Origin of the sequence: Pseudalkalibacillus sp. R45 (assembly GCF_052246725.1) — a bacterium.
Taxonomy (GTDB): Bacteria; Bacillota; Bacilli; order Bacillales; family Fictibacillaceae; genus Pseudalkalibacillus.
In genome coordinates this window covers 52,614-75,786 of sequence record NZ_JBQQCL010000002.1, presented here as the reverse complement: position 1 = coordinate 75,786, position 23,173 = coordinate 52,614, and the positions used below count along the sequence as shown (strand labels likewise).

Annotated in this window: 19 protein-coding genes; 15 read left to right on the top strand and 4 right to left on the bottom strand. The window is 42.2% G+C overall.

The features are described 5' to 3' along the window. The first annotated feature begins 99 nt into the window (after positions 1-99). Both ACTWQL_RS06120 and ACTWQL_RS06115 read left to right on the top strand, forming a co-directional pair. Positions 100-933, top strand: a complete 834-nt coding sequence (locus ACTWQL_RS06120; RefSeq protein ID WP_443141569.1) for an MBL fold metallo-hydrolase — start codon at positions 100-102, stop codon at positions 931-933. Between the two features lie 144 nt (positions 934-1,077). Then, complete coding sequence (locus tag ACTWQL_RS06115) at positions 1,078-1,704, top strand: flavodoxin family protein (RefSeq protein ID WP_443141568.1); 627 nt, start codon at positions 1,078-1,080, stop codon at positions 1,702-1,704. Positions 1,705-1,868: 164 nt separating this feature from the next. Here ACTWQL_RS06115 and ACTWQL_RS06110 read toward each other — a convergent pair whose 3' ends face one another. The 3 genes from ACTWQL_RS06110 to ACTWQL_RS06100 all read right to left on the bottom strand — a co-directional run bounded on the left by ACTWQL_RS06110 (position 1,869) and on the right by ACTWQL_RS06100 (position 3,931). Further along, on the bottom strand, positions 1,869-3,116 hold the full coding sequence (locus ACTWQL_RS06110; protein WP_443141567.1) for a YeeE/YedE family protein: 1,248 nt from the start codon (positions 3,114-3,116) through the stop codon (positions 1,869-1,871). Between the two features lie 176 nt (positions 3,117-3,292). Next, positions 3,293-3,664, bottom strand: coding sequence for a thiol-disulfide oxidoreductase DCC family protein (locus ACTWQL_RS06105; protein WP_443141566.1), 372 nt, complete (start codon positions 3,662-3,664; stop codon positions 3,293-3,295). Positions 3,665-3,682: 18 nt separating this feature from the next. Further along, the gene (locus ACTWQL_RS06100) at positions 3,683-3,931 is read right to left on the bottom strand and encodes a hypothetical protein (RefSeq protein ID WP_443141565.1); all 249 of its coding nucleotides are present in this window, start codon (positions 3,929-3,931) and stop codon (positions 3,683-3,685) included. A 387-nt stretch (positions 3,932-4,318) separates the two neighbouring features. Between ACTWQL_RS06100 and ACTWQL_RS06095 the strand changes: the two genes are divergently transcribed. The 3 genes from ACTWQL_RS06095 (at position 4,319) to ACTWQL_RS06085 (ending at position 8,616) form a co-directional block, all read left to right on the top strand. Continuing rightward, positions 4,319-5,443 (top strand): MBL fold metallo-hydrolase, encoded by a 1,125-nt coding sequence (locus tag ACTWQL_RS06095; RefSeq protein WP_443141564.1) that lies wholly within the window; start codon positions 4,319-4,321, stop codon positions 5,441-5,443. Between the two features lie 149 nt (positions 5,444-5,592). Continuing rightward, positions 5,593-7,653, top strand: coding sequence for a copper-translocating P-type ATPase (locus ACTWQL_RS06090; RefSeq protein WP_443141563.1), 2,061 nt, complete (start codon positions 5,593-5,595; stop codon positions 7,651-7,653). A 138-nt stretch (positions 7,654-7,791) separates the two neighbouring features. Then, positions 7,792-8,616, top strand: coding sequence for an aldo/keto reductase (locus ACTWQL_RS06085; RefSeq protein WP_443141562.1), 825 nt, complete (start codon positions 7,792-7,794; stop codon positions 8,614-8,616). Between the two features lie 318 nt (positions 8,617-8,934). On the opposite strand, the gene ACTWQL_RS06080 is transcribed toward ACTWQL_RS06085, so the two are convergent. Then, entirely contained in the window at positions 8,935-10,005 is a 1,071-nt protein-coding gene (locus ACTWQL_RS06080; RefSeq protein WP_443141561.1) for a branched-chain amino acid aminotransferase, read from the bottom strand. 403 nt (positions 10,006-10,408) lie between these two features. Between ACTWQL_RS06080 and ACTWQL_RS06075 the strand changes: the two genes are divergently transcribed. The 10 genes from ACTWQL_RS06075 to ACTWQL_RS06030 all read left to right on the top strand — a co-directional run bounded on the left by ACTWQL_RS06075 (position 10,409) and on the right by ACTWQL_RS06030 (position 23,121). Continuing rightward, positions 10,409-10,876, top strand: coding sequence for a hypothetical protein (locus tag ACTWQL_RS06075; RefSeq protein ID WP_443141560.1), 468 nt, complete (start codon positions 10,409-10,411; stop codon positions 10,874-10,876). Positions 10,877-11,142: 266 nt separating this feature from the next. Further along, the gene (gene eutB / locus ACTWQL_RS06070; protein WP_443141559.1) at positions 11,143-12,168 is read left to right on the top strand and encodes a hydroxyectoine utilization dehydratase EutB; all 1,026 of its coding nucleotides are present in this window, start codon (positions 11,143-11,145) and stop codon (positions 12,166-12,168) included. 25 nt (positions 12,169-12,193) lie between these two features. Further along, positions 12,194-13,897: a PucR family transcriptional regulator gene (locus ACTWQL_RS06065; protein ID WP_443141558.1), complete on the top strand. Its 1,704-nt coding sequence runs from the start codon at positions 12,194-12,196 to the stop codon at positions 13,895-13,897. Between the two features lie 216 nt (positions 13,898-14,113). Next, on the top strand, positions 14,114-15,301 hold the full coding sequence (locus ACTWQL_RS06060; protein WP_443141557.1) for a M24 family metallopeptidase: 1,188 nt from the start codon (positions 14,114-14,116) through the stop codon (positions 15,299-15,301). Between the two features lie 24 nt (positions 15,302-15,325). Further along, on the top strand, positions 15,326-16,321 hold the full coding sequence (locus tag ACTWQL_RS06055) for a cyclodeaminase (protein WP_443141556.1): 996 nt from the start codon (positions 15,326-15,328) through the stop codon (positions 16,319-16,321). 112 nt (positions 16,322-16,433) lie between these two features. Then, positions 16,434-17,633 (top strand): cystathionine gamma-synthase family protein, encoded by a 1,200-nt coding sequence (locus ACTWQL_RS06050; protein ID WP_443141555.1) that lies wholly within the window; start codon positions 16,434-16,436, stop codon positions 17,631-17,633. Positions 17,634-17,668: 35 nt separating this feature from the next. After that, positions 17,669-18,910, top strand: a complete 1,242-nt coding sequence (locus ACTWQL_RS06045; protein WP_443141554.1) for a M20 metallopeptidase family protein — start codon at positions 17,669-17,671, stop codon at positions 18,908-18,910. Further along, positions 18,900-19,958 carry a homoserine dehydrogenase gene (locus ACTWQL_RS06040; protein WP_443141553.1) on the top strand — a complete coding sequence of 353 codons (1,059 nt, stop codon included), beginning with the start codon at positions 18,900-18,902 and terminating at the stop codon, positions 19,956-19,958. The genes ACTWQL_RS06045 and ACTWQL_RS06040 overlap by 11 nt, the downstream gene beginning before the upstream one ends. 19 nt (positions 19,959-19,977) lie before the next feature. Then, positions 19,978-21,411, top strand: coding sequence for an aldehyde dehydrogenase family protein (locus ACTWQL_RS06035; protein WP_443141552.1), 1,434 nt, complete (start codon positions 19,978-19,980; stop codon positions 21,409-21,411). 144 nt (positions 21,412-21,555) lie between these two features. Further along, positions 21,556-23,121 carry a BCCT family transporter gene (locus tag ACTWQL_RS06030; protein ID WP_443141551.1) on the top strand — a complete coding sequence of 522 codons (1,566 nt, stop codon included), beginning with the start codon at positions 21,556-21,558 and terminating at the stop codon, positions 23,119-23,121. Positions 23,122-23,173: the final 52 nt, after the last annotated feature.

The window sequence follows — 23,173 nt, the reverse complement described above, 5'->3', positions numbered from 1 at the left end:
TGTAGATCATTCCAAAAATCCCCGTTCTTAAGAAAAAGAATAGAATACAACGCGGTCGTGAATAATGAGGGATGATATAATTAATCTGGAGGTGGCACGATGAATGAACGAGTGAGGGGTGCATTTCTACCAATGACATCCGTTGCAAGTGGGAAGGGACATCTCGTCATACCTGATGTTTACTGTTATACCAACCAAATCGTCAATTTATGTTTTGTGATGAATGATAGAGACGATTGGGTCCTAGTTGATGCTGGAATGCCAAAATCGAAAACAAAAATCTTGGAAGCTGTTCAGAAGCAGTTTGGTGAAGACAAGCCTCCAAAAGCGATCATCTTGACACACGGACACTTCGATCATGTTGGAAGTGTAGAAGAACTTGCAGAATATTGGAGAATCCCTATTTATGCTCATCCCCTTGAATTCCCTTATTTGACTGGACAAGAGGATTATCCGAAAGGAGATCCGAAGGTGGACGGAGGGATGGTCAGTGAAATGTCACCACTCTTTCCGAATCACTCGATCAACATCGAAGAGCATTTGAAAAAACTTCCGAATGATGGTTCAGTACCATTTTTGACAGATTGGAAATGGATTCATACGCCTGGGCATACTCCAGGGCATATTTCATTATTCCGTGAATCCGATCGAGCGTTGATCGTTGGAGATGCTTTTGTCACAGTGGATCAGGAGTCTCTCTATAATGTTTACACACAAAAACAAGAAATCAACGGCCCGCCTGCCTATTTTACAATGGATTGGGAAAAAGCTTCAGAGTCAGTAAAATTACTGGAACAGCTCAAACCTTCCATTGCAGTCACTGGGCACGGTGTACCGATGTCAGGTAACATGCTTGAAAATGAACTGAGGTATCTCGTCAATCACTTTGACAAAGTTGCTTTACCGAAAATCTATCAAAACAAAGCCAATTAAATACGGATCAAGTGCTGATCGAAATGGTCAGCACTTTTTGTAAGGTTTTTTCCACCCCTTTTGAGAAGATTAGAAAAAATTACTTCAGGGAATGGGATGATACATTCAAAAAATATTTTCGGGCAGAAGGAAGGAGAGGTTCACATGTCAATTAACGCCGTTGTATTAAATTGCTCCTTAAAATCAAGTGAAGAAGGGTCCAATACACAAGCGTTATTAGATGAAGTCATCCAAATTTTCAATAAAAATGACGTTCATACTGAAATTTTCCGCCTGGCAGACTATGATATTCACTTCGGTATTTCGGAAGACATGGGTGAGGGGGACGAATGGCCATCCATTTTTCAAAAAATCAAAGAAGCAGATATCTTATTAATAGGAACACCATTATGGTTAGGAGAAAAAAGCAGTATCGCCTCCCTTGCAATCGAAAGATTATATGGTGGTAGCAGCCTTACGAATGAAAAGGGTCAAGGGATCTATTACAATAAAGTAGGTGGAGTGGTGGTCACCGGTAATGAGGATGGTGCGAAGACCGCTTGTCGTTCCATCCTTTATGCGATGTCCCATATTGGTTTTACCGTACCACCAAATGTCGAAACCTATTGGGTCGGGGATGCTGGTCCAGGACCTTCCTATATCGAAGCAGAAGGCTATAAGAATGAATTCACGCAAAAAAACGCAACGATGATGGCGTATAATCTTATTCACTTTGCTAGATTACTTAAAGAAAATCCGATCCCAGCTGAAGGGAACGTTATGGACTCATAATGGAAACCAAAAGATAAATCAGAAAAAGGCTTACCCTGAAGCATCGACGGGTAAGCCTTCATTTTAAAAAGTGTGGGGTCTCGCCTGGCTCGCTTTCCCACAGGAGTCTGGTATATTTCTACCGCTTACAGTATTTCAATAACAACAATCTATTAGAAAACAGCCTAACAAAAAGTATCTTTCGGTTTTGGTACGGACATTCCGAACAGAGGACGAAGGTAGAGGGCTACAAATGTTCCAGCGAGCGCCATCACCATCCACACCCATCCATGAAGACTGAACGAAGCGATACCACCGAAATAAGCACCTATGTTACAACCAAACGCAATTCGGGCACCATAGCCCATCATCACGCCTCCGAGAATTGCCGCAGCTGCACGTTTCGCTCCAATTTTTGTAAGAGCAAACGCACCGCCGGCTGCAGAAGCAAGAAATGCTCCCAATATAACACCGAAGTTCAATACACTCGTTGAATCTGCAAGGACCGATTGATTTAGTTCGGCACCTTTTTCTCCAGACCAGTATGCCCACTGAGTCACATCGATTCCAAGTACCATTGCTGTCTTCGAACCCCATAAAGCAAATGCTGAAGTTACACCCCAAGGATTCCCTCTCACAATCAAAGTGATTGCGTTAAGTACAGCCAATAAAATCGCCGCAACCCAAAGCGGCCAAGAACCACGAAGGACTCGTGCAAAGCCTTTACCACTAGGTAATGGCTTCATAGAAGGCGGACGACGTTTTTTACCGATAAGGATCGTAGCTCCAAAAATGGCAGCGAAAATAAAAATTTGAACGACCCATGCTCCGGTATAACCAAGACCTGTGCTAGTTGCTAGTGAAATGGCTTCGAAAGAAGGGGTCTGATTCACCCAAAAATCCCAATGCCAGGCACCAAGGACAGAACCAACAATAAACGCAATCAACGTAATGAACATCGCAGAGCGTCCGCCACCGACTGCATACAACGTACCAGACGCACAACCGCCTCCTAGCTGCATGCCAATACCAAAGAGGAAAGCCCCGACTACAACACTCGTACCAACAGGAGACACATAGCCGGCAGGTGTGTTACCGAACATCCCAACTCCCATACTTAAAATCGGTGCAAACAACGTACATGCGACAGCCATCATGATCATATGTGCACGTAATGCTTCTCCATTACCCACCGCAAGCAGGCGCCTGAACGCTGAAGTGAAGCCGAACCGTGCATGAAATAATGTATAACCTAATAAAAGACCAATCCACATCGTCATACTTTGCTGTAGACCTGCTGAAGTAAAGATTGCAATACTCAATGCTAGTGCAGTGATAAGGCCCCCTGTAATTAGCAGAGTTTGGGGGGATGGGAGACCAGTAGAATCTAATGGCTCTCTGTTCGTTTTTATGGCTGGTTGTTGCATCGCCATAATATTACCTCCATTTCCTATGAGTTTTATCGGAATTAAATACAGTATATTATAATACGAGGTAGAGGTGAATGTAAACCCATATACTTCACAAATTGAAGGCGGGTGTTAACAGTTAATAGAATTTCATCAACCAAAAAGAAGTTGCCACTTTAATGACAACTTCCCAGGGGTTCCTATTGCGTTTTCGGTGAATCATAACGCCCGAACCAATCGTACCGATTTTTTGAAATCCACATATAGAGAGGACTGAAGATTTTATCCATGAAAGGTAAGTATAATAGTAGACTTATTGGTAATGAAATGGGCAAAAGCGTTAAAACACGTCTGACCGTGTCAAAACCCTTTAAAACTTTTCCTTTTGATGTGATCATATGAATTTCGTCATACACGTTTCGATTCTGAGTGATGAACGATTTATACTCGGTTTTTTCAATCTCCTGGAGTGGGATCCAATAAATCCTTTTAAACCAATCCAACCTTTCAATTACCCTTCTGGCATTCGAGCATAGGGGACACGCTGCATCATAGAACACCACATGCTTCATTATTAATCACCCTCGAATTCATATTATATTTCTTGTATTCCCGCTAGATATCAACCTGCAAACTGTTTTTTTAGGCTCTTTTCTAAAAGATTGTTGCTTTTGAGTCATTTTAAAAAAATCACATTGTGCAAGTTGATTGGAGAGCAAGGTGCGAGACTCCTCGAAAATGAAAATCGCATTTTCTTCGTGTGATGTAACGCTGCCGAAGCTTTCCTTGTCCTGCGGGATCAGCGTGCCTACTACCTGAATAATCTCCTCGCAAGGCATGCGACGAGGAATCTCACTTCGACAGGACTTTCTTGTAGACGCAGGAGCACAAATGCTTCCTTGAAAAGGAGACTCCTGAGGTCGCAAGGCGACGAGTGGGCTCACCGCACGCCCCGCGGAAAGCGAGCATCCTGGAACGGAAATCAACGACTTTTAAAGAAAACTTGGCGAGACCAAGCCTTTTGTAGGTCGAGCCTTAGTTGCCCTTATACTGAAGAAAGTATTTTATACTTTCTTTAAGTGCAAGAGCAACAAAGTTTGCAAAAACAACCTTTTTTTAAAATAATCATAATGTTAGAGAAAATACGCACCGGGGTACACATGTATAAGGATGCCTTATTAAACAATGAGATATGGGAAAACTATTGACTGGATGGAGGCGATAACATGGCATTACAACCATTGACAGTGAAAGAACTCGTAGCAAAAATTTTAGATAAGGAAGAAGTATTTCTCCTTGATATACGTAAGGAAGAGGATTATGAAGATTGGTCGATCGAGGGTGAGACTGTACGAAATATGAACATCCCTTACAATCAGTTGAAAAATGGTGTAGAGGATGTAAAAAATCGACTTCCCGAAGATCAAACTATTTACGTTATCTGTGCAAAAGGAATTTCGTCACAGGATGCTGTTGAAAAGCTGGAGGAAGCCGGGAATGAGAAAATAACCTATGTAGAAGGCGGAATGACGGCATGGAGCGAGCATCTTGAACCGATTGAAATAGGTAAGACGAATAAAGGAGGAACCATCTATCAATTCCTCAGAATCGGAAAAGGATGTTTATCCTACCTAATTGAATCCAATGAGGAAGTGGCGATCGTGGATTCCAACCGGATGATTGATGTATATCAGAATTTTGCAGATCAAAAAGGATGGAAGATCAAAGCTGTCATCGATACCCATCTTCATGCCGATCATATCTCCGGCAGCCCTCAGTTAGCTGAACAGAATGGTGCATCCTATTGGTTCCCGCCTAAGGATGATGAGGGTGTCCAATTTCAGTATGAACCGTTAGAAAATAATCACCCAATCAAAGTCGGTGACGTAACGATCGATCCACTATATTCACCAGGACACACCATTGGCAGTACCAGCTTAATTGTTGATGAACAGTACCTTCTTACTGGAGATATCCTATTTGTCGAATCGATCGGGCGTCCGGATTTAGCAGGAAAAGCTGACGCATGGGTAGATGATTTAAGAAATACGCTATACGAACGGTATCAGAAACTTTCAATGGATCTAACGGTATTACCTGCACATTTCAGCCAAATGGATGAAATGAAGGAAGATGGAAGTGTCCAAGAAAATTTGGGCAGCCTTTATGAAAAGAATAATCGGTTAAATATTAAGGATGCGGAAAAATTCAATCATATGGTCACAGATAATCTCCCTCCTCAACCAAACAGCCACGAGGAAATACGGAAAACCAATATGGGGAAGAAAGATCCAGATCAAGAAGAAGAACAGGAAATGGAAGTCGGACCAAACCGATGTGCGGTAAGCTAAGTTGGTGTAGCTATAGTAGGTGAACTGTACCCTCCTTACATGAGTAGGGATACAGTTCATTTTTTAATCCACACTAGAAATAAGAATAGCATTGTGTTTGTAAATCTTAAGTTCTGAAAAAACAAAGTGGCTCAGAAAGGAGTGGAACAATGAATCATTCCGACCATCATTCTAATCATTCAAATACTAAAGGAGAAGATAACGCGGGGCATGCCCATCGTCATAATGACGACCATGATGGGCAGAGCAACGGTCATGATCACCATGATCATCACACCCAAATGGTTGATGATTTCAAAAAAAGGTTTTATATCTCATTAGGGGTTACAATTCCGATTTTGATCCTATCCCCGATGATCCAGGAGTTTTTGAATTTTCAAATCGATTTTAGTGGTGATATGATTTTGCTTTTCCTCCTTTCCACATTCGTATTCTTTTATGGAGGATGGCCATTCTTAACTGGGATGGTAGATGAATTTAAAGACAAGAATCCAGGTATGATGACTTTAATAGCCTTAGCAATTGTAGTCGCATATGGATTCAGTTCCCTTGCTGTATTTGGACTAGCTCAAAAGAACTTCTTTTGGGAACTGGCTACGTTAATTGATATTATGCTCCTCGGACATTGGATAGAGATGAAGTCTGTCATGGGAGCATCCAAAGCTTTAGAAGAGTTAGTGAAAATGATGCCTTCAGAAGCTCACTTGGTTGAAGAGAATGGGGACACGAAAGATGTACCTGTATCTGAGCTTGAACAAGGAAATCATGTACTTATAAAACCAGGTGAAAAGGTACCAGTCGATGGAGTCATCGTAAAAGGGCAATCCTCCATAGATGAATCCATGTTGACCGGTGAATCTGTTCCAGTTGAAAAGAACCAAGGAGAAAATGTGATTGGAGGTTCAATCAATGGAGAAGGATCCATCACCGTTAAGGTTGAGAAAACCGGAGATGAAAGTTATCTGTCCCAGGTAGTAAATATGGTGAAAGAAGCGCAAGAATCGAAATCAAAGACACAAGATTTATCTAATAGGGCTGCCAAATGGTTGTTCTATGTTGCCCTGGCCGCTGGTTTTTCTACGATTACCATCTGGCTGTTGATCGGTTATGAATTTTCATACGCTCTTGAAAGAATGGTGACTGTCATGGTAATCGCTTGTCCGCACGCTCTTGGACTTGCTGCTCCGCTCGTTGTCGCTAGATCAACAGCCCTTTCAGCTAAAAAAGGATTGCTTATAAGGAATAGAGCAAGCTTTGAAGGAGCGAGGAACTTAGAAGCGATCGTTTTTGATAAAACCGGGACATTAACTGAAGGGAAATTCGGTGTCACAGATATTATTATAGAAAGTGATTATACCGAAAATGAGGTTCTTCAGTTGATTGCTTCCCTTGAAAATCAGTCAGAGCATCCAATTGCAAGAGGAATTGTGGAGGAAGCTAAAAAAAGAGAGATTTCGATAAAACCTCCAGAAGAATTCGAGTATTTGACTGGTAAAGGTCTAGTTGGAAAGGTAGAAGGTAAAGAAGTGAGCGGAGTAAGCCCAGGCTATATTAAAGAGAACAATATCACCTATAATACTGCGAAATTTGAAAGGATGTCTGAAGAAGGTAAAACAGTGATTTTTGTACTGATTGAAAATAAATTAGCAGCGATGGTTGCTCTGGCAGATCAAATAAGAGAAAGTGCCAAACGTGCAATTGAAAAATTGAAAGAAATGGACATCCAATCAATCATGTTGACAGGTGATAATCAAAAAGTTGCGCAATGGGTAGCAGAACAGATAAGTATGGATGAAATATATGCGGAGGTCCTACCAGATCAAAAAGCTGACAAAATAAAAGAAATAAAAGCGAAGGATTTAAAAGTTGCAATGACAGGGGACGGTGTAAATGATGCTCCCGCTCTTGCTAATGCAGATCTCGGAATTGCTATAGGTGCTGGTACTGACGTTGCAATGGAAACGGCAGATGTTATCTTAGTGAAAAGTAACCCAGAAGATGTTGTTTCTATCATCGAACTATCAAAAGGGACATATCGGAAAATGATCCAAAACCTTTGGTGGGCAGCTGGATATAACATTATTGCACTCCCCCTTGCAGCAGGAATATTATATCCGATTGGAATTGTATTAAGCCCAGCTGTGGGAGCAGTATTAATGTCGCTTAGTACAGTAGTCGTTGCAATAAATGCTCAACTCTATAAAGGATGATTAAATAATAGGATATTGTAAAAGGAACTTCCATATTCAGCGGATGTTCTTTTCCGTATTCGAAGTCGTTTAGCATGAAATCCATAGGGTTAATTGATAAACTTGTTTTATTCCCATTAGAAAAAGGAGCGGTTCAACTTGCAATATGTGACACTGAATAATGGAGTAAAGATGCCACAGTTAGGTTTTGGAGTGTGGCAGGTTGAAGATGAAGCGGCAGTTCCAGCAGTGAAAAAAGCACTTGAGGTTGGCTATCGTTCTATTGATACAGCTGCCATCTATGGAAATGAACGTGGAGTAGGAGAGGCTCTTAAACAAAGCGGCATCCCTCGGGAAGAGTTGTTCATTACAACAAAAGTGTGGAACTCGGACCAGGGGTATGAAAATACGCTTCGTGCATTTGATGAGAGTCTTGATAAACTTGGACTTGATTACGTCGATTTATATTTAATTCACTGGCCGACTCCCGAGTTTGATGAATATGTAGAAACCTATAAAGCACTGGAAAAATTGTACCATGATGGTCGTGTAAAAGCGATTGGCGTCTGTAATTTCGATCAGGATCATTTACAACGTTTGCTAGATGAATGTGAAGTTACACCCGTACTGAACCAGATTGAATGTCATCCGTTCTTGGCCCAAACAGAACTTAAGAAATTTGGAAGTGAAACTGGTATTTATGTAGAAGCTTGGAGCCCCCTCATGCAGGGTGGAGAAGTATTGAAAAACGAAATGATAGGGGAGTTAGCAAAGAAATATGATAAGACTCCCGCTCAGATCATCATTCGCTGGCATTTGCAAAACGATACGATCGTCATTCCAAAATCTGTAACACCATCTCGTATTAAAGAGAATTTTGAAGTATTTGATTTCGAACTCAACCGAGAAGAAATAGAGAAGATCAATTCGTTGGATCGCAACGAACGAAAAGGTCCAAAACCAAGTGAAATGAATGTGAGATAATGTATATTTCACTGAAAGAACTATCCATTTTTGCTTATGGATAGTTCTTCTCAATTTTCAGCCTCGTTTTTGTTGATAATAGGAGTTTGACCGTTCTCTTTTAATAAAGGCACAGATAAATAATACTGTTGATTTCTAATTAAGTTTGATTTTACCGAAATTCACGACACTCCTGCGGAAACTGCGAGCCAGGCGAGACCCCACAGCAAGGAACTCGCGAGGAGCCTTGCAGATCGCCCGTGGAAAAGGAGTGAATTTCGTAAATACCAACAATAAAAATGGCACCTTCCATTTTGGAAAGTGCCATGTTCCTAAATATCATTTAACTTCAACTGTCCATTCGTTGCGGTCTTCAACCTTTCCAATTTGGATACCGGTGATTGTATCATACAACTTCTGGGATAACTCACCTATTTCGTGATTGTTGATCACCATTTTCTTTCCAAGCCAGTTCAATTCTCCGACCGGTGAAATGACAGCAGCGGTTCCTGTACCGAATGCTTCTTCTAGTTCTCCATCTTCGTGATGCTGGTATAATTCTTCAATTGATATCCTTCTTTCCATAACCGGGACATCCCATTCTTTCAACAACTCGATGACGGACATTCTTGTGATTCCTTGCAGAATGCTTCCGTTCAAAGCCGGAGTGACAACTTCACCATTTATTTTAAAGAAGATATTCATGCTCCCAACTTCTTCAATGTACCGCTTTTCAATTCCATCAAGCCACAGAACATCCGCATTGCCTTGAGTGTACGCTTTCGCTTGAGCCTGATAGGCAGAAGAATAATTCCCGGCAGTCTTTGCCATACCGGTACCACCTTTTACAGCACGAGTAAACTTATCCTCGACAAGGATTTTCACTGGAGTAAGTCCTCCTGAAAAATAAGGTCCGACCGGAGATAGGAGGATCATAAATTTATATGTTTTAGATGGAGCGACAGAGAGATTAGGTTCCGTTGCAATGATGAACGGACGGACATATAGTGAGGTACCTGGCGTCGATGGTACCCAGTCTTTTTCCAATCTGATCAATTCTTTCAAGTATTCCATTACTTGCTCTTCATCAATCAATGGAATGCTCAAACGTTCACTGGAACGATTGAGCCGTTCAAAATTTTTCTCTGGACGGAACAGTAATATACGATCGTCTGCCCGATAGGCTTTCAATCCTTCAAATACGGTTTGTCCGTAATGGAAAATCATTGCCGCTGGATCCAATGTCAGGGGCTCATAAGGAACGATGCGCGGCTCATACCAGCCTTTTCCCACTTCATAATCCATGATGAAAAGGTGGTCAGTAAAGTTTCTGCCGAATCGGATTTCATCGGCTCTCGGCTTTTGCTGCAAGTGTGTGCTTTTTACAATGGTTAGGTCTTGACTCATCATGAAAAACTCCTTTGTCGTTTTGTAGGGAAGTGGATAGATTATGTAACATTGTACGCAATAACTATACTTATTTAAAGTGCTAAGTCACTAAAATGGGAGTAAATTTTGTAGAAGCAACAATAAAAGTCGACTTCATGTTAAATACTGTCTGCTAGAGATTTAGATACATCTTCGTATTATGTACATTTCCCAGCAATACTTAAACATTTTCCATAGTATATGTACATAAACGCTTTTATCAACATTTGACTTTATTCGACAAAACCGTCTATTCATTTAAATAGGAGTAAAGCCAGGGGTTACCTAGTTCGAATTGGTGAATTCCTTCTTTGTTTGTTTAATGTATCAGAATACGTGGTACAAAATCTTGCAAAACCCCTAGTTAATTAGAAAGGTGGATATCATGAAACGACTTCACTTATTTAGTTTCATTCTAGTCCTTGGACTATTCCTTGGAGCTTGTGGATCAGAAGAAAACCAGGAAAACAACAATGACGCTGAACAAAGCCAAAATGAAAGTGGCGATAAAGAAGAGAAAAAAAGCGAAGACAGAGAACCTGATAAGAAGTTGAGCTCTGAGGTTGAAAACTTCATCGGTACAGTAGAATCCATGGAAACAACTCTTGACCAATCCTCTGATGATATCAAAAAAATAAATGAAAACGGAAAGACAATTGAGGAAGAATGGGATCTGATTGAAAAGACAGTTGAAGAAAATCATCCGGACCATTATGAAAAGGTCGAAAAAAGCCTGTATCCACTAATTAATGAATCACAAAAGGATAAACCCGATGTTGAAAAAGTGAAAGAACTCACCAAGTCAACCATAGATAGTTTGAAAGAATTACAACAAAGTGTTGACGAAGGATAAATGAAAACAAATTTTATTAATACCAAAGCCTGCCATAGGGATATTCCTGAAGGGCAGGTTTTTTTATGATTAAACTAATTGAAACTCCTAAGAGATTTATTTGCTAAAACGCAGATATCAAATATAAAGCATGTGCTTCTTTGTGCAGAATTTTTATTATTTTCAAAATTTAATCTAGACAAGGTTATGTGGGTAAAAGTTATAATAGGGAAAATAATGCCATGATCAAACAGGGTGAAAACGTATTGTGAAAAGGAGGATAAAGAATGAACCATTTAACGAATTCCAGAAAGGGAAAAGGCGAAGTAACCATCCTGGATGTTTGGGCCGCAAAGAAAAGAATTTCCTCTCTCATTCATAAGACCCCGTTACTTGAATCGCAAATACTCTCTGACAAATTAGGACGCCCTGTTTATTTAAAACTTGAAAATGTACATAATACAGGATCTTTCAAAGTAAGAGGAGCAGCTAACAAGATATTACGTTTAAATGAAAAGGAGAAAAAAAGAGGAGTTGTCACGTTTTCAACAGGAAACCACGGTATGGCTGTCGCTTATGTTGCAAAAAAGTTAGGTATTGAAGCTGTCATATGTATTTCCAAACGAGTACCCAAATCGAAAGTAGATTCGTTGAAAAGTCTCGGTGCCCAAATTGAAATTCATGGAGAGAGTCAAGATAGGGCAGGGGACCGTTGCTATGAACTAGAAAGAGAAAAAGGAATGACAGTTATTCCACCATTTGACGATCCACATGTCATTGCCGGTCAAGGAACCATAGGTCTAGAATTATTAGAAGAAATTCCCGACCTGTCAAATGTCATCATCCCGCTATCAGGAGGTGGTTTGCTTTCGGGAATCAGTATGACACTGAAATCAAACGATCCTGGAATCAAAATCACTGGCGTTTCGATGGCGCATTCAGCAGTCATGTATGAAAGTTTGAAAGCCGGGAAGCCTGTGCAGTTGGATGAACAAAATACACTGGCAGATAGTTTGCTAGGCGGTATAGGTTGTGACAACCAATATACATTCCACATGGTACAGCAATATATGGATGACCTTATCCTTATACCTGAAGAAGAAATCGCTTATAGCATGGCCTTCATGATGGATCATCACCGCTTGATCATGGAAGGAGCTGCGGCAACGGGTATAGCAGCCCTCCTAGGTGATCATGTTGCTCAACAGAATGGTGCGATTGCCGTCATTATTAGTGGTAACAATGTGGATCTATCTGTACTTCAACATATCATCCAAGATTATAGTAAGAAGGACAATTCAAAACACCTCTGAAAAATAAGAACAGAGGAGGTCAAATGTGAGCTTGACAGTCAAGGACTTCATAGAACTAGATATCATGGAAAGTGCAAGGGTAAGAACAGGCCAAGGAATCCTAAGTGAACGCTATGTTCAATGGATTTCAGCGATTGAAATGCCTGTGGAAAATTTTGTCCGCAAAAATGAAGTTGTCCTAAGTACAGCTATTGGCTGCGGGCAGGATCTAGATTCATTAAAACAATTTGTACAAGACATCATTGATTCTAAAGCATCTACTCTCGTCGTTGCCTTAGGACGACACATTTTCGATATTCCTCAAGAAGTCATCGAGTTAGCGGAAAAGAGGGATTTCATCATAATCGAAATTCCCTGGGAAGTGCGTTTTGCAAATATCGTTGAAGAAGTTATGGCGATACTGAACGGGATCAATCGGGAGGAACGACAAAAATCAGAGAAAGTCCAGCAAGAGCTTTTGAATTTGATTTTACAAGAAAAAGAGCTGCCGTATATTTTGAGTTCGATTCAAAAACATACCGGATACCCCATCCTATTGACGGATGAAGCAGGAGCCATACAGGGGAAAAGCGGCAATTATAAAGGATTAAGCGAAACAAGAGGAAGAGGTTATTTTTTGCCTAACGGAATGACAGGTAAACATCCAGAACAAATAGTCACTCACGACCCTATGTATCAAAAGTTCCAAATGTTTGAAATCGATGGGCAATCGGTATTGAGATTACCGATTTTGAAAGTTTCAGGAAGTCCACAGGGATACTTATTTGTTTCAATTCCTCATGATGCTTCTATTGAATCTTTATTGACAGAATTCAGGGTTAATGTTTTGGATCATGCAGCAACAACGATTGCCCTTTGGCTTGCTCGCAAAAATGCTGTAGAAGATACCAAAATGCGTCTCCGGAGTGATTTTGTTCAAGAGCTGGCAAAAGGAGAGTTCCACTCTTTAGACCAAGCGAATTCCAGGGCACAATTATTGGGTTACAACCTCAAGGTTCCTTATATTTGTATCGTCGGACTGCCAGAAAATCTGAAAACTCTCTTTGAAAAATGGAAAAAAGAGTATCATTCCTATGAACATTGGTTTAAAAGTATGATTCGTTATATAGAAGAGGAAATTGTATATGCTGGACAATCACTAGCGCGGGAAGTAATGATGACCTATCAAGGTGAACATTTGATCATTTTTCTTGAATCAACGGGAGATGAGATAAGTGAGAACCCTGCGGATTTCTTGGATCTCGTTGATCGGCGATTGCGCAACCTGCTTCCAGGTGTAGTGATTTCATGGGGGAGTGGGGACTATCAACATGATTTGAATGGGTTTAAAGAGAGCTATCACCATGCTCAGACTGCATTACAGATTGGCAGAAGGAAAAAGGGAATTGGCCAGCGGATGAAGTATGAGGATACACGAGTTGACCGGGTACTTCTAAGTCTTTCCCAAAACAGCGAAATGAAGCAGATCATCATGTCAACGATCGAGCCATTGGTCCAGTATGACGAGAAAAGAAACATGGATTTGATAGGGACGTTCAGTACGTATAACCAGTACCAAGGAAATGTAAGCAAAACATCAAGGGCATTGAATTTACACAGACAATCACTACTATATCGCCTGCGAAAAATTGAAACACTGACCGGTCTTTCCTTAATCGATCCGGATAATTTATTTTTACTGGATTTAAGTATCAAAACCTGGAAAATCGGCTTATCAAAAAATCTTTAAATATAAAATGTTATGAATCAAAACCTGGTTGGAGTCCTAACTCCATCCAGGTTTTTCTGTCCTGTCCAATTTGTTTGCTGCAAAATTGACTAAGACAGCTTCGAAAATTTCATACATTTTTGCAGATGAAATTTTCATCTCTTATTCACTATAATGAAACAAAATCACAATATTCTAAAAATTAAAATAACTACAGAGTAAAAGGGGGATGCCCTCATGTCATTCGGAACAGAAGAGTATAAAGATCGGATTCGGAAAACCAAAGAAAAAATGGCTTCCAATGGTATTGAAGTATTGCTCATCACCGACCCTGCAAACATGTATTACTTATCTGGATATAACGGGTGGTCATTCTATGTTCATCAAATGCTTGTGATCATTGATGATGAGGATCAACCGATTTGGATCGGTCGAGGACAGGATGCAAATGGTGCTAAGCTGACCACCTGGATTTACCATGAAAACATCATTCCGTACCCCGACGATTATGTTCAGTCAGATTCAAAACATCCGATGGATTTTGTAGCTGAAATTTTAAAACAGATCGGGCAGGAACGTCGCTCGATCGGGGTGGAGATGGAGAATTACTATTTTACTGCCAAATGTTACGAGCACCTGAAGAAAGGATTACCTTATGCTTCTTTTCAAGATGCCACGTTACTTGTTAATTGGGTTCGAATAATAAAATCCGATACTGAGATCGAGTATATGAAACGGGCTGCAAAAATCGTAGAAAATGCCATGATGGCAGGGATTGAGATGATTGATGAAGGTGTAAGGGAGTGTGACGTTGCAGCAAAGATCTTCCACTCTCAAATTTCCGGTACCTCTGAATTTGGTGGTGATTATCCGGCAATCGTCCCGTTACTGCCTTCCGGAGAGAAAACATCGACTCCGCATATGACGTGGACAGATGAGCGTTACAAGAGAGGTGATGCTGTCATTTTGGAACTGGCAGGGTGTTATAAACGGTATCATTCTCCTCTTGCAAGAACACTGAATATCGGTCCGCCTACAGTAAAAGTCAGCGCACTTTCAGAAGTAGTGGTTGAAGGATTGAACGCCTGCCTCGATATGATCAAACCCGGCATTTACTGTGAGGAAATCGAAGAAACGTGGAGAAGGACCATCGTGAAAAGTGGAATCATCAAAGAGTCTCGTCTCGGTTATTCTGTCGGACTTAATTATCCGCCAGACTGGGGTGAGCATACAGCAAGTATTCGTAAAGGGGATAGAACGGTGCTTCAGCCTAATATGACCTTCCATCTGATTCCTGGCATCTGGTTGGATCATTACGGGTTTGAAGCTAGCGAAGCCTTACGGGTGACGGAGGACAGTTGCGAGACATTCGCATCGCTTCCACGGCAACTGATCATCAAAGATGGATTGCTTACAAACTACTAATACATGTAAAGGAGTTGAGAGTACATGCTTATCCTTACTGAACAGGAACTTAGAGATCATGTCCAATTGAATCTAGAAGCGATTTCGATTATTGAAGAAGGATTCGTAAAATTGTCAAACGGTGATGTCACGATGCCGCCGATCATGCGAGTCGATCTTCATGACCAAAATGGGGAAGTGGATGTAAAAACAGCCTATGTGAAAGGAAAAGAAATGTTTGCGATCAAAGTTTCTTCAGGCTTTTTCAATAACTATAAGCTTGGATTGCCAAGTGGAAACGGACTGATGATGCTGATCAGCACCCAGACGGGAATTCCGCAGGCACTTCTACTCGACAATGGTTATCTGACACATATCCGCACGGCAGCCGCAGGAGCGATCGCAGCTAAATATCTTTCAAGAGATAACATTGAAACAGTGGGTGTCATAGGTGCCGGAGACCAGGCAAGATATCAAGTGCACGCCTTGAAGCTCGTGCGGAATTTTAAGAACGTGCTTGTATATTCCCGCTCACTCGATCGTGCAGCACAATATGCTAAGGAAATGTCTGTTGAGCTTGGATTAGAAGTCCAGGCGGTTAATAACGCAGAAACTGTTGTCCGACAAAGTGATGTTGTCATAACGACAACACCTGCAAACGACCCCGTTATCAAAGCGGATTGGCTTTATCCGGGTTTGCACATTACCGCCATGGGATCAGACGCCGAACATAAACAGGAAATAGAAGCAGAGGTTTTAGCACGAGCCGATCGATTGGTATGTGATACGAAAGCACAATGTGCAAGGTTAGGTGAACTGCATCATGCACTGGCCAGTGGTGTTCTGAAAGACGATTCTGCCGTGATTGAAATCGGTCAATTGACGTCTCAGCAAATCATAGGGCGGGAGGATGACAATCAAATTACGGTGTGTGATCTGACAGGTACCGGTGTTCAAGACACAGCGATCGCGCTGTTCGCTTACAACCAATTGGTTAATCAAAACAAAGGCTTGAAAGTTGATAACAAGACATTCGCATAAAGAAAACTTGGCAAAGCCAAGCCTTAGCGTAGGCTGAGCCTTAGTTTCCCTTATATTGAAGAAAGTATTAATACTTCTTCAAATGTAAAAAAATCAATAGGAGTGTGATCTTATGGAAAATAACAATATCAAAGCAGGAACAAAAGCGGTTTGGGCAGGCGAAAAAGACTATTTGGTACATGGAGCGACCCAAGTACCTGTTGTCCTAAGTGTCGCCTACGGATATGACGACATGGATGAATGGTACGATGTAGCGATTGGAAAGAAGAAAGGCCATATCTATGGACGCAACACAAATCCGACAGTCCAAGCTTTTGAGGATAAGGTTAAAATTCTTGAGGGAGCAGAAGCTGCTACAAGTTTTTCAACAGGAATGGCTGCGATCAGCAATACCCTATCAACCTATCTAGTGCCAGGTGATCGCATTGTTTCGATAAAAGATACTTACGGAGGAACGAATAAAATCTTTACAGAATTCCTTCCAAGACAACAGATCGAAGTCGTACTCTGTGAAACAGGAAACCATGAACAAATCGAAACGGAAGTCGCCAAAGGCTGCAAGATATTATATTTGGAGACACCGACAAACCCTACTGTAAAAGTATCAGACATCCAGCGCTTGGCGAGAGCCGGTCGCGCTGCTGGAGCACTGGTCGTTGTCGATAATACGTTCGCAACACCGATTAACCAGAATCCACTTTCGTTAGGTGCAGATCTCGTCATTCATAGTGCAACAAAATTCTTAGGCGGTCATGCCGATGCACTGGGCGGAGTCGTTTGCGGACGGGAAGAGCATATTGAACAAATCTATCATTACCGTGAAATCAATGGGGCGACAATGGATCCCATGGCAGCGTACTTGATGTTACGTGGAATGAAAACGCTCCACCTCCGGGTCCGTCAGCAATGTAAAAATGCGATGGAACTTGCCACCTATCTTCAAACAAAAGAATTAGTTGAGGCCGTTTATTATCCAGGTCTTAAAACACATCCACTACATGATGTTGCAACAAAGCAAATGAAAGATTATGGAGGAATGCTCAGTTTTGCAGTCAAAGGTGGTGTGGATACCGTCCGTCATCTTCTCCCGAAATTACAGTTCGCCAATCGTGCTGCTAATCTAGGTGCCGTTGAAACGACTGTTGGTCCGGCACGTACGACGAGCCATGTCGAATGTACCCCTGAAGAACGAGCGGCAATGGGTATTCCAGAAGGGTTGATCCGAGTTTCTTGCGGCATCGAGGAAATTGAAGATATCATTGCAGATTTCGAGCAAGCTTTCAATCATGTTGGAAGTGCCCTCGAAGTTTGATAGATACAAAGCCAAGGCAGGAGGTGAACGTTCACATGTCCAATAAACATCTGATCGTGCAGCATGCTGACAGGATGTTAAGCCACCTGATTGACTGGCGCCGCACACTTCATCAACACCCAGAACTCAGTTTTCAAGAGTTTTGGACCTCTCGATTTGTTGCGGACACCCTTTCTCAATTCCCAGGGATGAGGGTCGAAAAAGGAATCGGAGTTGAAACGAGCGTTATCGGAACATTGACTTCAGGTGAAGGTCCGACCATCGCGTTACGTGCGGATATCGACGCATTACCGATTCAGGAAAGGAACAATACGAGTTATCGCTCTCAAAACGAAGGCGTCATGCATGCATGTGGTCACGATGCCCATACCGCCATGTTACTCGGAGCAGCCGCTGTCCTGTCGGAACTTTTCCAAAATGGAAGTATAGCAGGCACGGTGAAGTTCATTTTTCAACCAGCTGAAGAATGTACGGATGAAAAGGGTCTCTCTGGATCACCTTATCTAGTGAATGCGGGAGCCTATGAAAATGCTGAAATTGCAATCGCCCTTCATGTCTGCCCATGGCTCCCAGTCGGTAGTATCCAAATGAATGATGGCTATAGTATGGCGAACGTGGATGTGTTTGAAGCGAAAATTTTCGGTACAGGAGGCCATGGCGCTTATCCTGAGCGTGGAACAGATCCGATCTGGATGCTTGGACCTGTCATGCAAGCACTATACAGCATCCCCTCGCGAAAAATATCGACATTAGATGCCGCTGTAGTGAGCATCGGGGAAATACATGCTGGTACAGCAAGTAATATCATTCCAACTGAGGTAGCCATTACGGGCACATTACGCAGTTATGCTCCTGAGGTACGTGATCATCTTGGAATGGAACTTAAGCGAGCATTGTCAGTAGTTGAACCACTTGGTGGAGAATTCTCCTTATCAATTGAAAAAGGTGAACCTGCCTTGTTTAATGATCCGCTCGTGAATCATTTGATGAAGGAAGTCATTGATGAAATCTATCCACAATTCAGGATTACAGAACGTCCATTCGGATTAGGGGGAGAAGACTTCGGTTATGTGACACAAAAGATTCCAGGAGCAATGTTATTTCTAGGTGCAGCGCCTTCAGATGGGCTTCAAAGGGAACTTCACACACCAACATTTGATATTGATGAATCTTGCTTACCGATCGGAACTTCGGTTCTCGCTCAAACAGCAGTAAAAGTTCTAAAAGGAGAATCAATCGTTAAACGTAACGTGGAGGTACAATCATATGAAACATAAACTCGCATTTATCGGTTTCGGTGTAGTCGGCCAGGGGCTCGCTGAAATATTACGGGATAAAAAAGAAACGTTAATACGTGATGAGGGATTAGAGCCAGTCATTGTCGGCATTTCGGACTTGATGAAAGGTTCGATCTATCATCCAGAGGGTCTGGATATTGATTCGATTCTGCAAGTCTTGAAAAACACAGGAAACCTCGAAAATTATCCCGATACTCCTGGACTTGTCACTGGTTGGGATAGCTTTAAAATGATCCGGGATTCAAATGCAGATTCAATCATCGAAGTTTCATACACAGATGTCCAAACAGGTCAGCCAGCAATCGATCATTGCAAGGCAGCATTCACGAGTGGTAAAAATGTCGTCATGACGAACAAAGGACCTGTAGCGCTTGCTTACAATGAACTTTCCAGGATGGCTGAAGAGTGTAAGGTCCATTGGGGATTTGAAGGAACGGTAATGAGCGGAACACCAGCCTTAAGGATGCCTCTCGAAACATTAGCTGGAAATACAATAACGGAAATACGAGGGATTTTGAACGGAACAACCAATTACATTCTTACGAAAATGGAAAAAGCAGGCGTCTCTTATCAAGAGGCTCTTAAAGAAGCGCAGGAACTTGGCTATGCAGAAGCTGATCCTACGAGTGATGTAGAAGGCTATGATGCCAGGTATAAAGTCGCCATTTTAGCCAATCACGTGATGAACATTCCACTGAGAGTTGAAGATGTATCATGCAGTGGGATAACTGGTATCACACAAGAGGATATAGAAATTGCAAAAAGGGAAGGGAAACGCTGGAAGCTGCTTGCAACACTTCGGAATGAAAAAGGCAGGACGGTTGCCTCCGTTTCACCGGATAAAGTCCATTTAACAGATCCGCTTGCCTCAATTAATGGGGCTACCAACGCATTGACGTATGAATGCGACCTTCTTGGTCCGGTCACATTGAGTGGTGCAGGCGCCGGAAAAGTTGAAACAGGCTTTTCACTGTTGATTGACTTGATCCATATTCATCGGGAAAAGAAGGTTGCCACGATCAAATAAAAGAGAGGCGGTCATTTCTATGAAAATTAAATTTGCTGGTCGTAAAATGCTCGTAGCGGGCCAATGGATGGATCGTGAACGTGTCATCGAAGTAAGAGATCCACAGGATAACAGTTTGATTGATACTGTGCCTGCTGCTTCAGTCGACGACATGCACCAATGCATAGAGGAAGCAAAAGAAGGAGCGAGAATAGCCGCTTCAATGCCTGTTCACGAGCGAATAGCCGTCATCAATAAAGCTGCCGATCATATTGAAGCGAACAACGAAAAATACGCGTATACGATTTCACGTGAAGGCAGTAAAACGATTCGTGAAGCAAGAGGGGAAGTCACCAGGTGCATCCAAACGCTCCGGATCAGTGCCGAAGAAGCAAGAAGGATACATGGGGAAACGATTCCTTTTGATCAGAGGCCAGGCAGTGAGAATCGGGTAGGATATTATTACCATGTTCCGATCGGTATAGTTGGAGCCATCACGCCATTCAATGATCCATTGAATCTTGTCGCACATAAAGTTGGTCCGGCTATTGCTTCAGGTAATGCCATCATTGTAAAACCGGCATCCGCCACACCACTTAGCGCATTGTTGCTTGCGGAAGCATTTGCCGAAGCAGGGCTCCCTTCCAAGATCCTGTCGGTCATCACAGGTTACGGCAATGAAATTGGAGATGCACTTGTCACTCACCCAGCCATTCGGATGATCTCTTTTACAGGAGGGTTGGAAGCAGGGGAAGAGATCACTCGTAAAGCTGGCTTGAAAAAGATCAGCATGGAACTAGGATCGAATTCACCGGTCATCGTATTGGAAGATGCTGATTTGCAGGAAGCAATCGAAGCTTCGGTTTCTGGAGCTTTTTCAGCAGCCGGCCAAAACTGTCTGAGCGTACAGCGGATCTATATTCACGAGAGTTTGATCACCTCCTTCCAAGAGGGTTTTGTAGAAAGGACAAAACAATACTCGATCGGTGATAAGCAATCTGAGCTGACAGACATGGGACCGCTTATTAATGAAAAAGAAGCAATCCGTGTTGAACGACTCGTTGAGGAAGCCATCGAAAAAGGAGCTGTGTTGTTGGAAGGCGGGATCCGCGAGGGAGCCTTCTATACGCCAACTGTTTTAACGAATACTCCTGAGGATTGTACGATTGCAAAAGAAGAAATATTTGGTCCAGTCGTTCTATTATACCCAATAGCTGACCTCGAGAGCGCCATCGAAAAAGCGAATGAGGTTAACTACGGATTACAAGCAGGAATTTTCACCAATGACGTAAGGAAAGCTCACATGGCAATCGAAAAATTGGATGTTGGCGGAATCATGATCAATGACAGTAGTGATTACAGAATCGATGCAATGCCATTCGGAGGTATGAAAAATTCTGGATTGGGCCGTGAAGGCATCAAATTCTCCATCAAGGAAATGACCGAACCAAAAGTCGTTTGCTACAAATTGTAAAGAGTCTCAGGTAAGAAAGGGGAAGACCGAACGTCAACCCCTTTCTAAATTTATCTCACTCACCAACCATGTTGCTCCTACTTGTTTCTGCAGATTTATGAAAAGAAAACATGATTACAAACAATCAAATAAAGGGTGATTTATTTGAAGAAGAATCGAAAAGAAAAAGCTTCATATAACAATCCTGTTTTTAAAGTATCTGCCGTTGTCATTGCGTTTTTTACAATTTGGGGAGCACTTTCACCAAACAGTCTCGCAAAAAATGCCCAATCCGTTCTCGATTTTACAAGCTACTCCTTCGGTTGGTTTTATCTGGTTTCAGTTGCAGGCTTTGTGGCATTCTGCATTTTTCTTGCCGTCAGCAAGTACGGGAAGATCAAACTCGGTAAAGATGATGAAAAACCGGAATTTTCTCTTTTTACATGGATAAGCATGTTGTTCAGTGCAGGTTTTGGCGTAGGAATCGTTTTCTGGGGTGTCGCCGAACCGTTGACCCATTTCACTAATCCACCACTTGCGGGTGTTCAGCCGCAATCTGAAGAATCCGCACGACTAGCGATGCGGTATTCCTTTTTCAACTGGGGAATCCATCAGTGGTCCGTCTTCACGATTGTCGGATTGGCGCTTGCGTACTTCCAGTTCCGGAAGAAGAGTAAATCTCTCGTCAGTGAAACACTTGAGGGTATTCATATAAAAAGAGGAAAAGAATCGCTCAAAAAGTCCGTCAATATACTTGCAGTCATTGCTACTGTCATAGGGGTTTCCACCTCGTTGGGCATGGGGATTTTACAAATCAACGGCGGTTTGAACTATGTCTTTTCAGTCCCGAACAACGCTTGGATGCAAACAGTGATCGTCCTGATTTTGCTCGCGCTTTACCTTGCATCGGCTACTACCGGTCTACATAAGGGAATCAAATTTCTTAGTAATACGAATATGATCCTGGTCATGGTGCTGATGACATTTTTCCTATTTAAAGGTCCGACAGTTTTCATCATGGACAGTCTTGTGCTAGGGATTGGGGACTACCTTCAGAACTTTGCGGAAATGAGCTTTTTCATGACCCCTTATAGTGGAGATACATGGGTTCAAGATTGGACTGTCTTTTATTGGGCATGGGTGATCGCCTGGTCGCCTTTCGTCGGATCGTTTGTCGCTCGGATTTCACGAGGAAGGACTATTAGGGAGTTCGTCGTTGGTGTATTGGTTGTGCCACCAGGCATAGCGTTCATGTGGATGGCAATCTTCGGGGGAACAGGACTCTATATGGACTTGTTCCAAAATACAGCCATTGCTGAAGCAGTTTCGAAGGATGTAACGACAGCAGTCTTTGTGTTGCTGCAAGAATTTCCGTTTTACTTTTTCTTTTCGATCATCATTATGGCTTTGATCTTGATCTTTCTCGTCACATCAGCCGACTCAGCCGTTTTTGTTCTCGGTATGATGACTTCAGGTGGAAGTTTGAATCCGTCCAATACGGTAAAAATGATCTGGGGTGTATTGATGGCAGGGATCACAATCGTTCTCATCATCAGCAGCGGACTGACTGGCTTGCAAGCTGCATCACTTGTCTCAGCACTACCATTCACATTGATCCTGATTATGATGTCGCTATCGCTTTACCGATCGCTGAGGAAGGACCGTGCAGAATCACAGCTTGAAATGGAAAATTCAGAACAAATGCATGAACTCGAAAGAAAAGCACAATGAACAAGAGGGAAGGGAGGACATGCTCCTTCCTTTTTTCATTGCTTTAGACTTA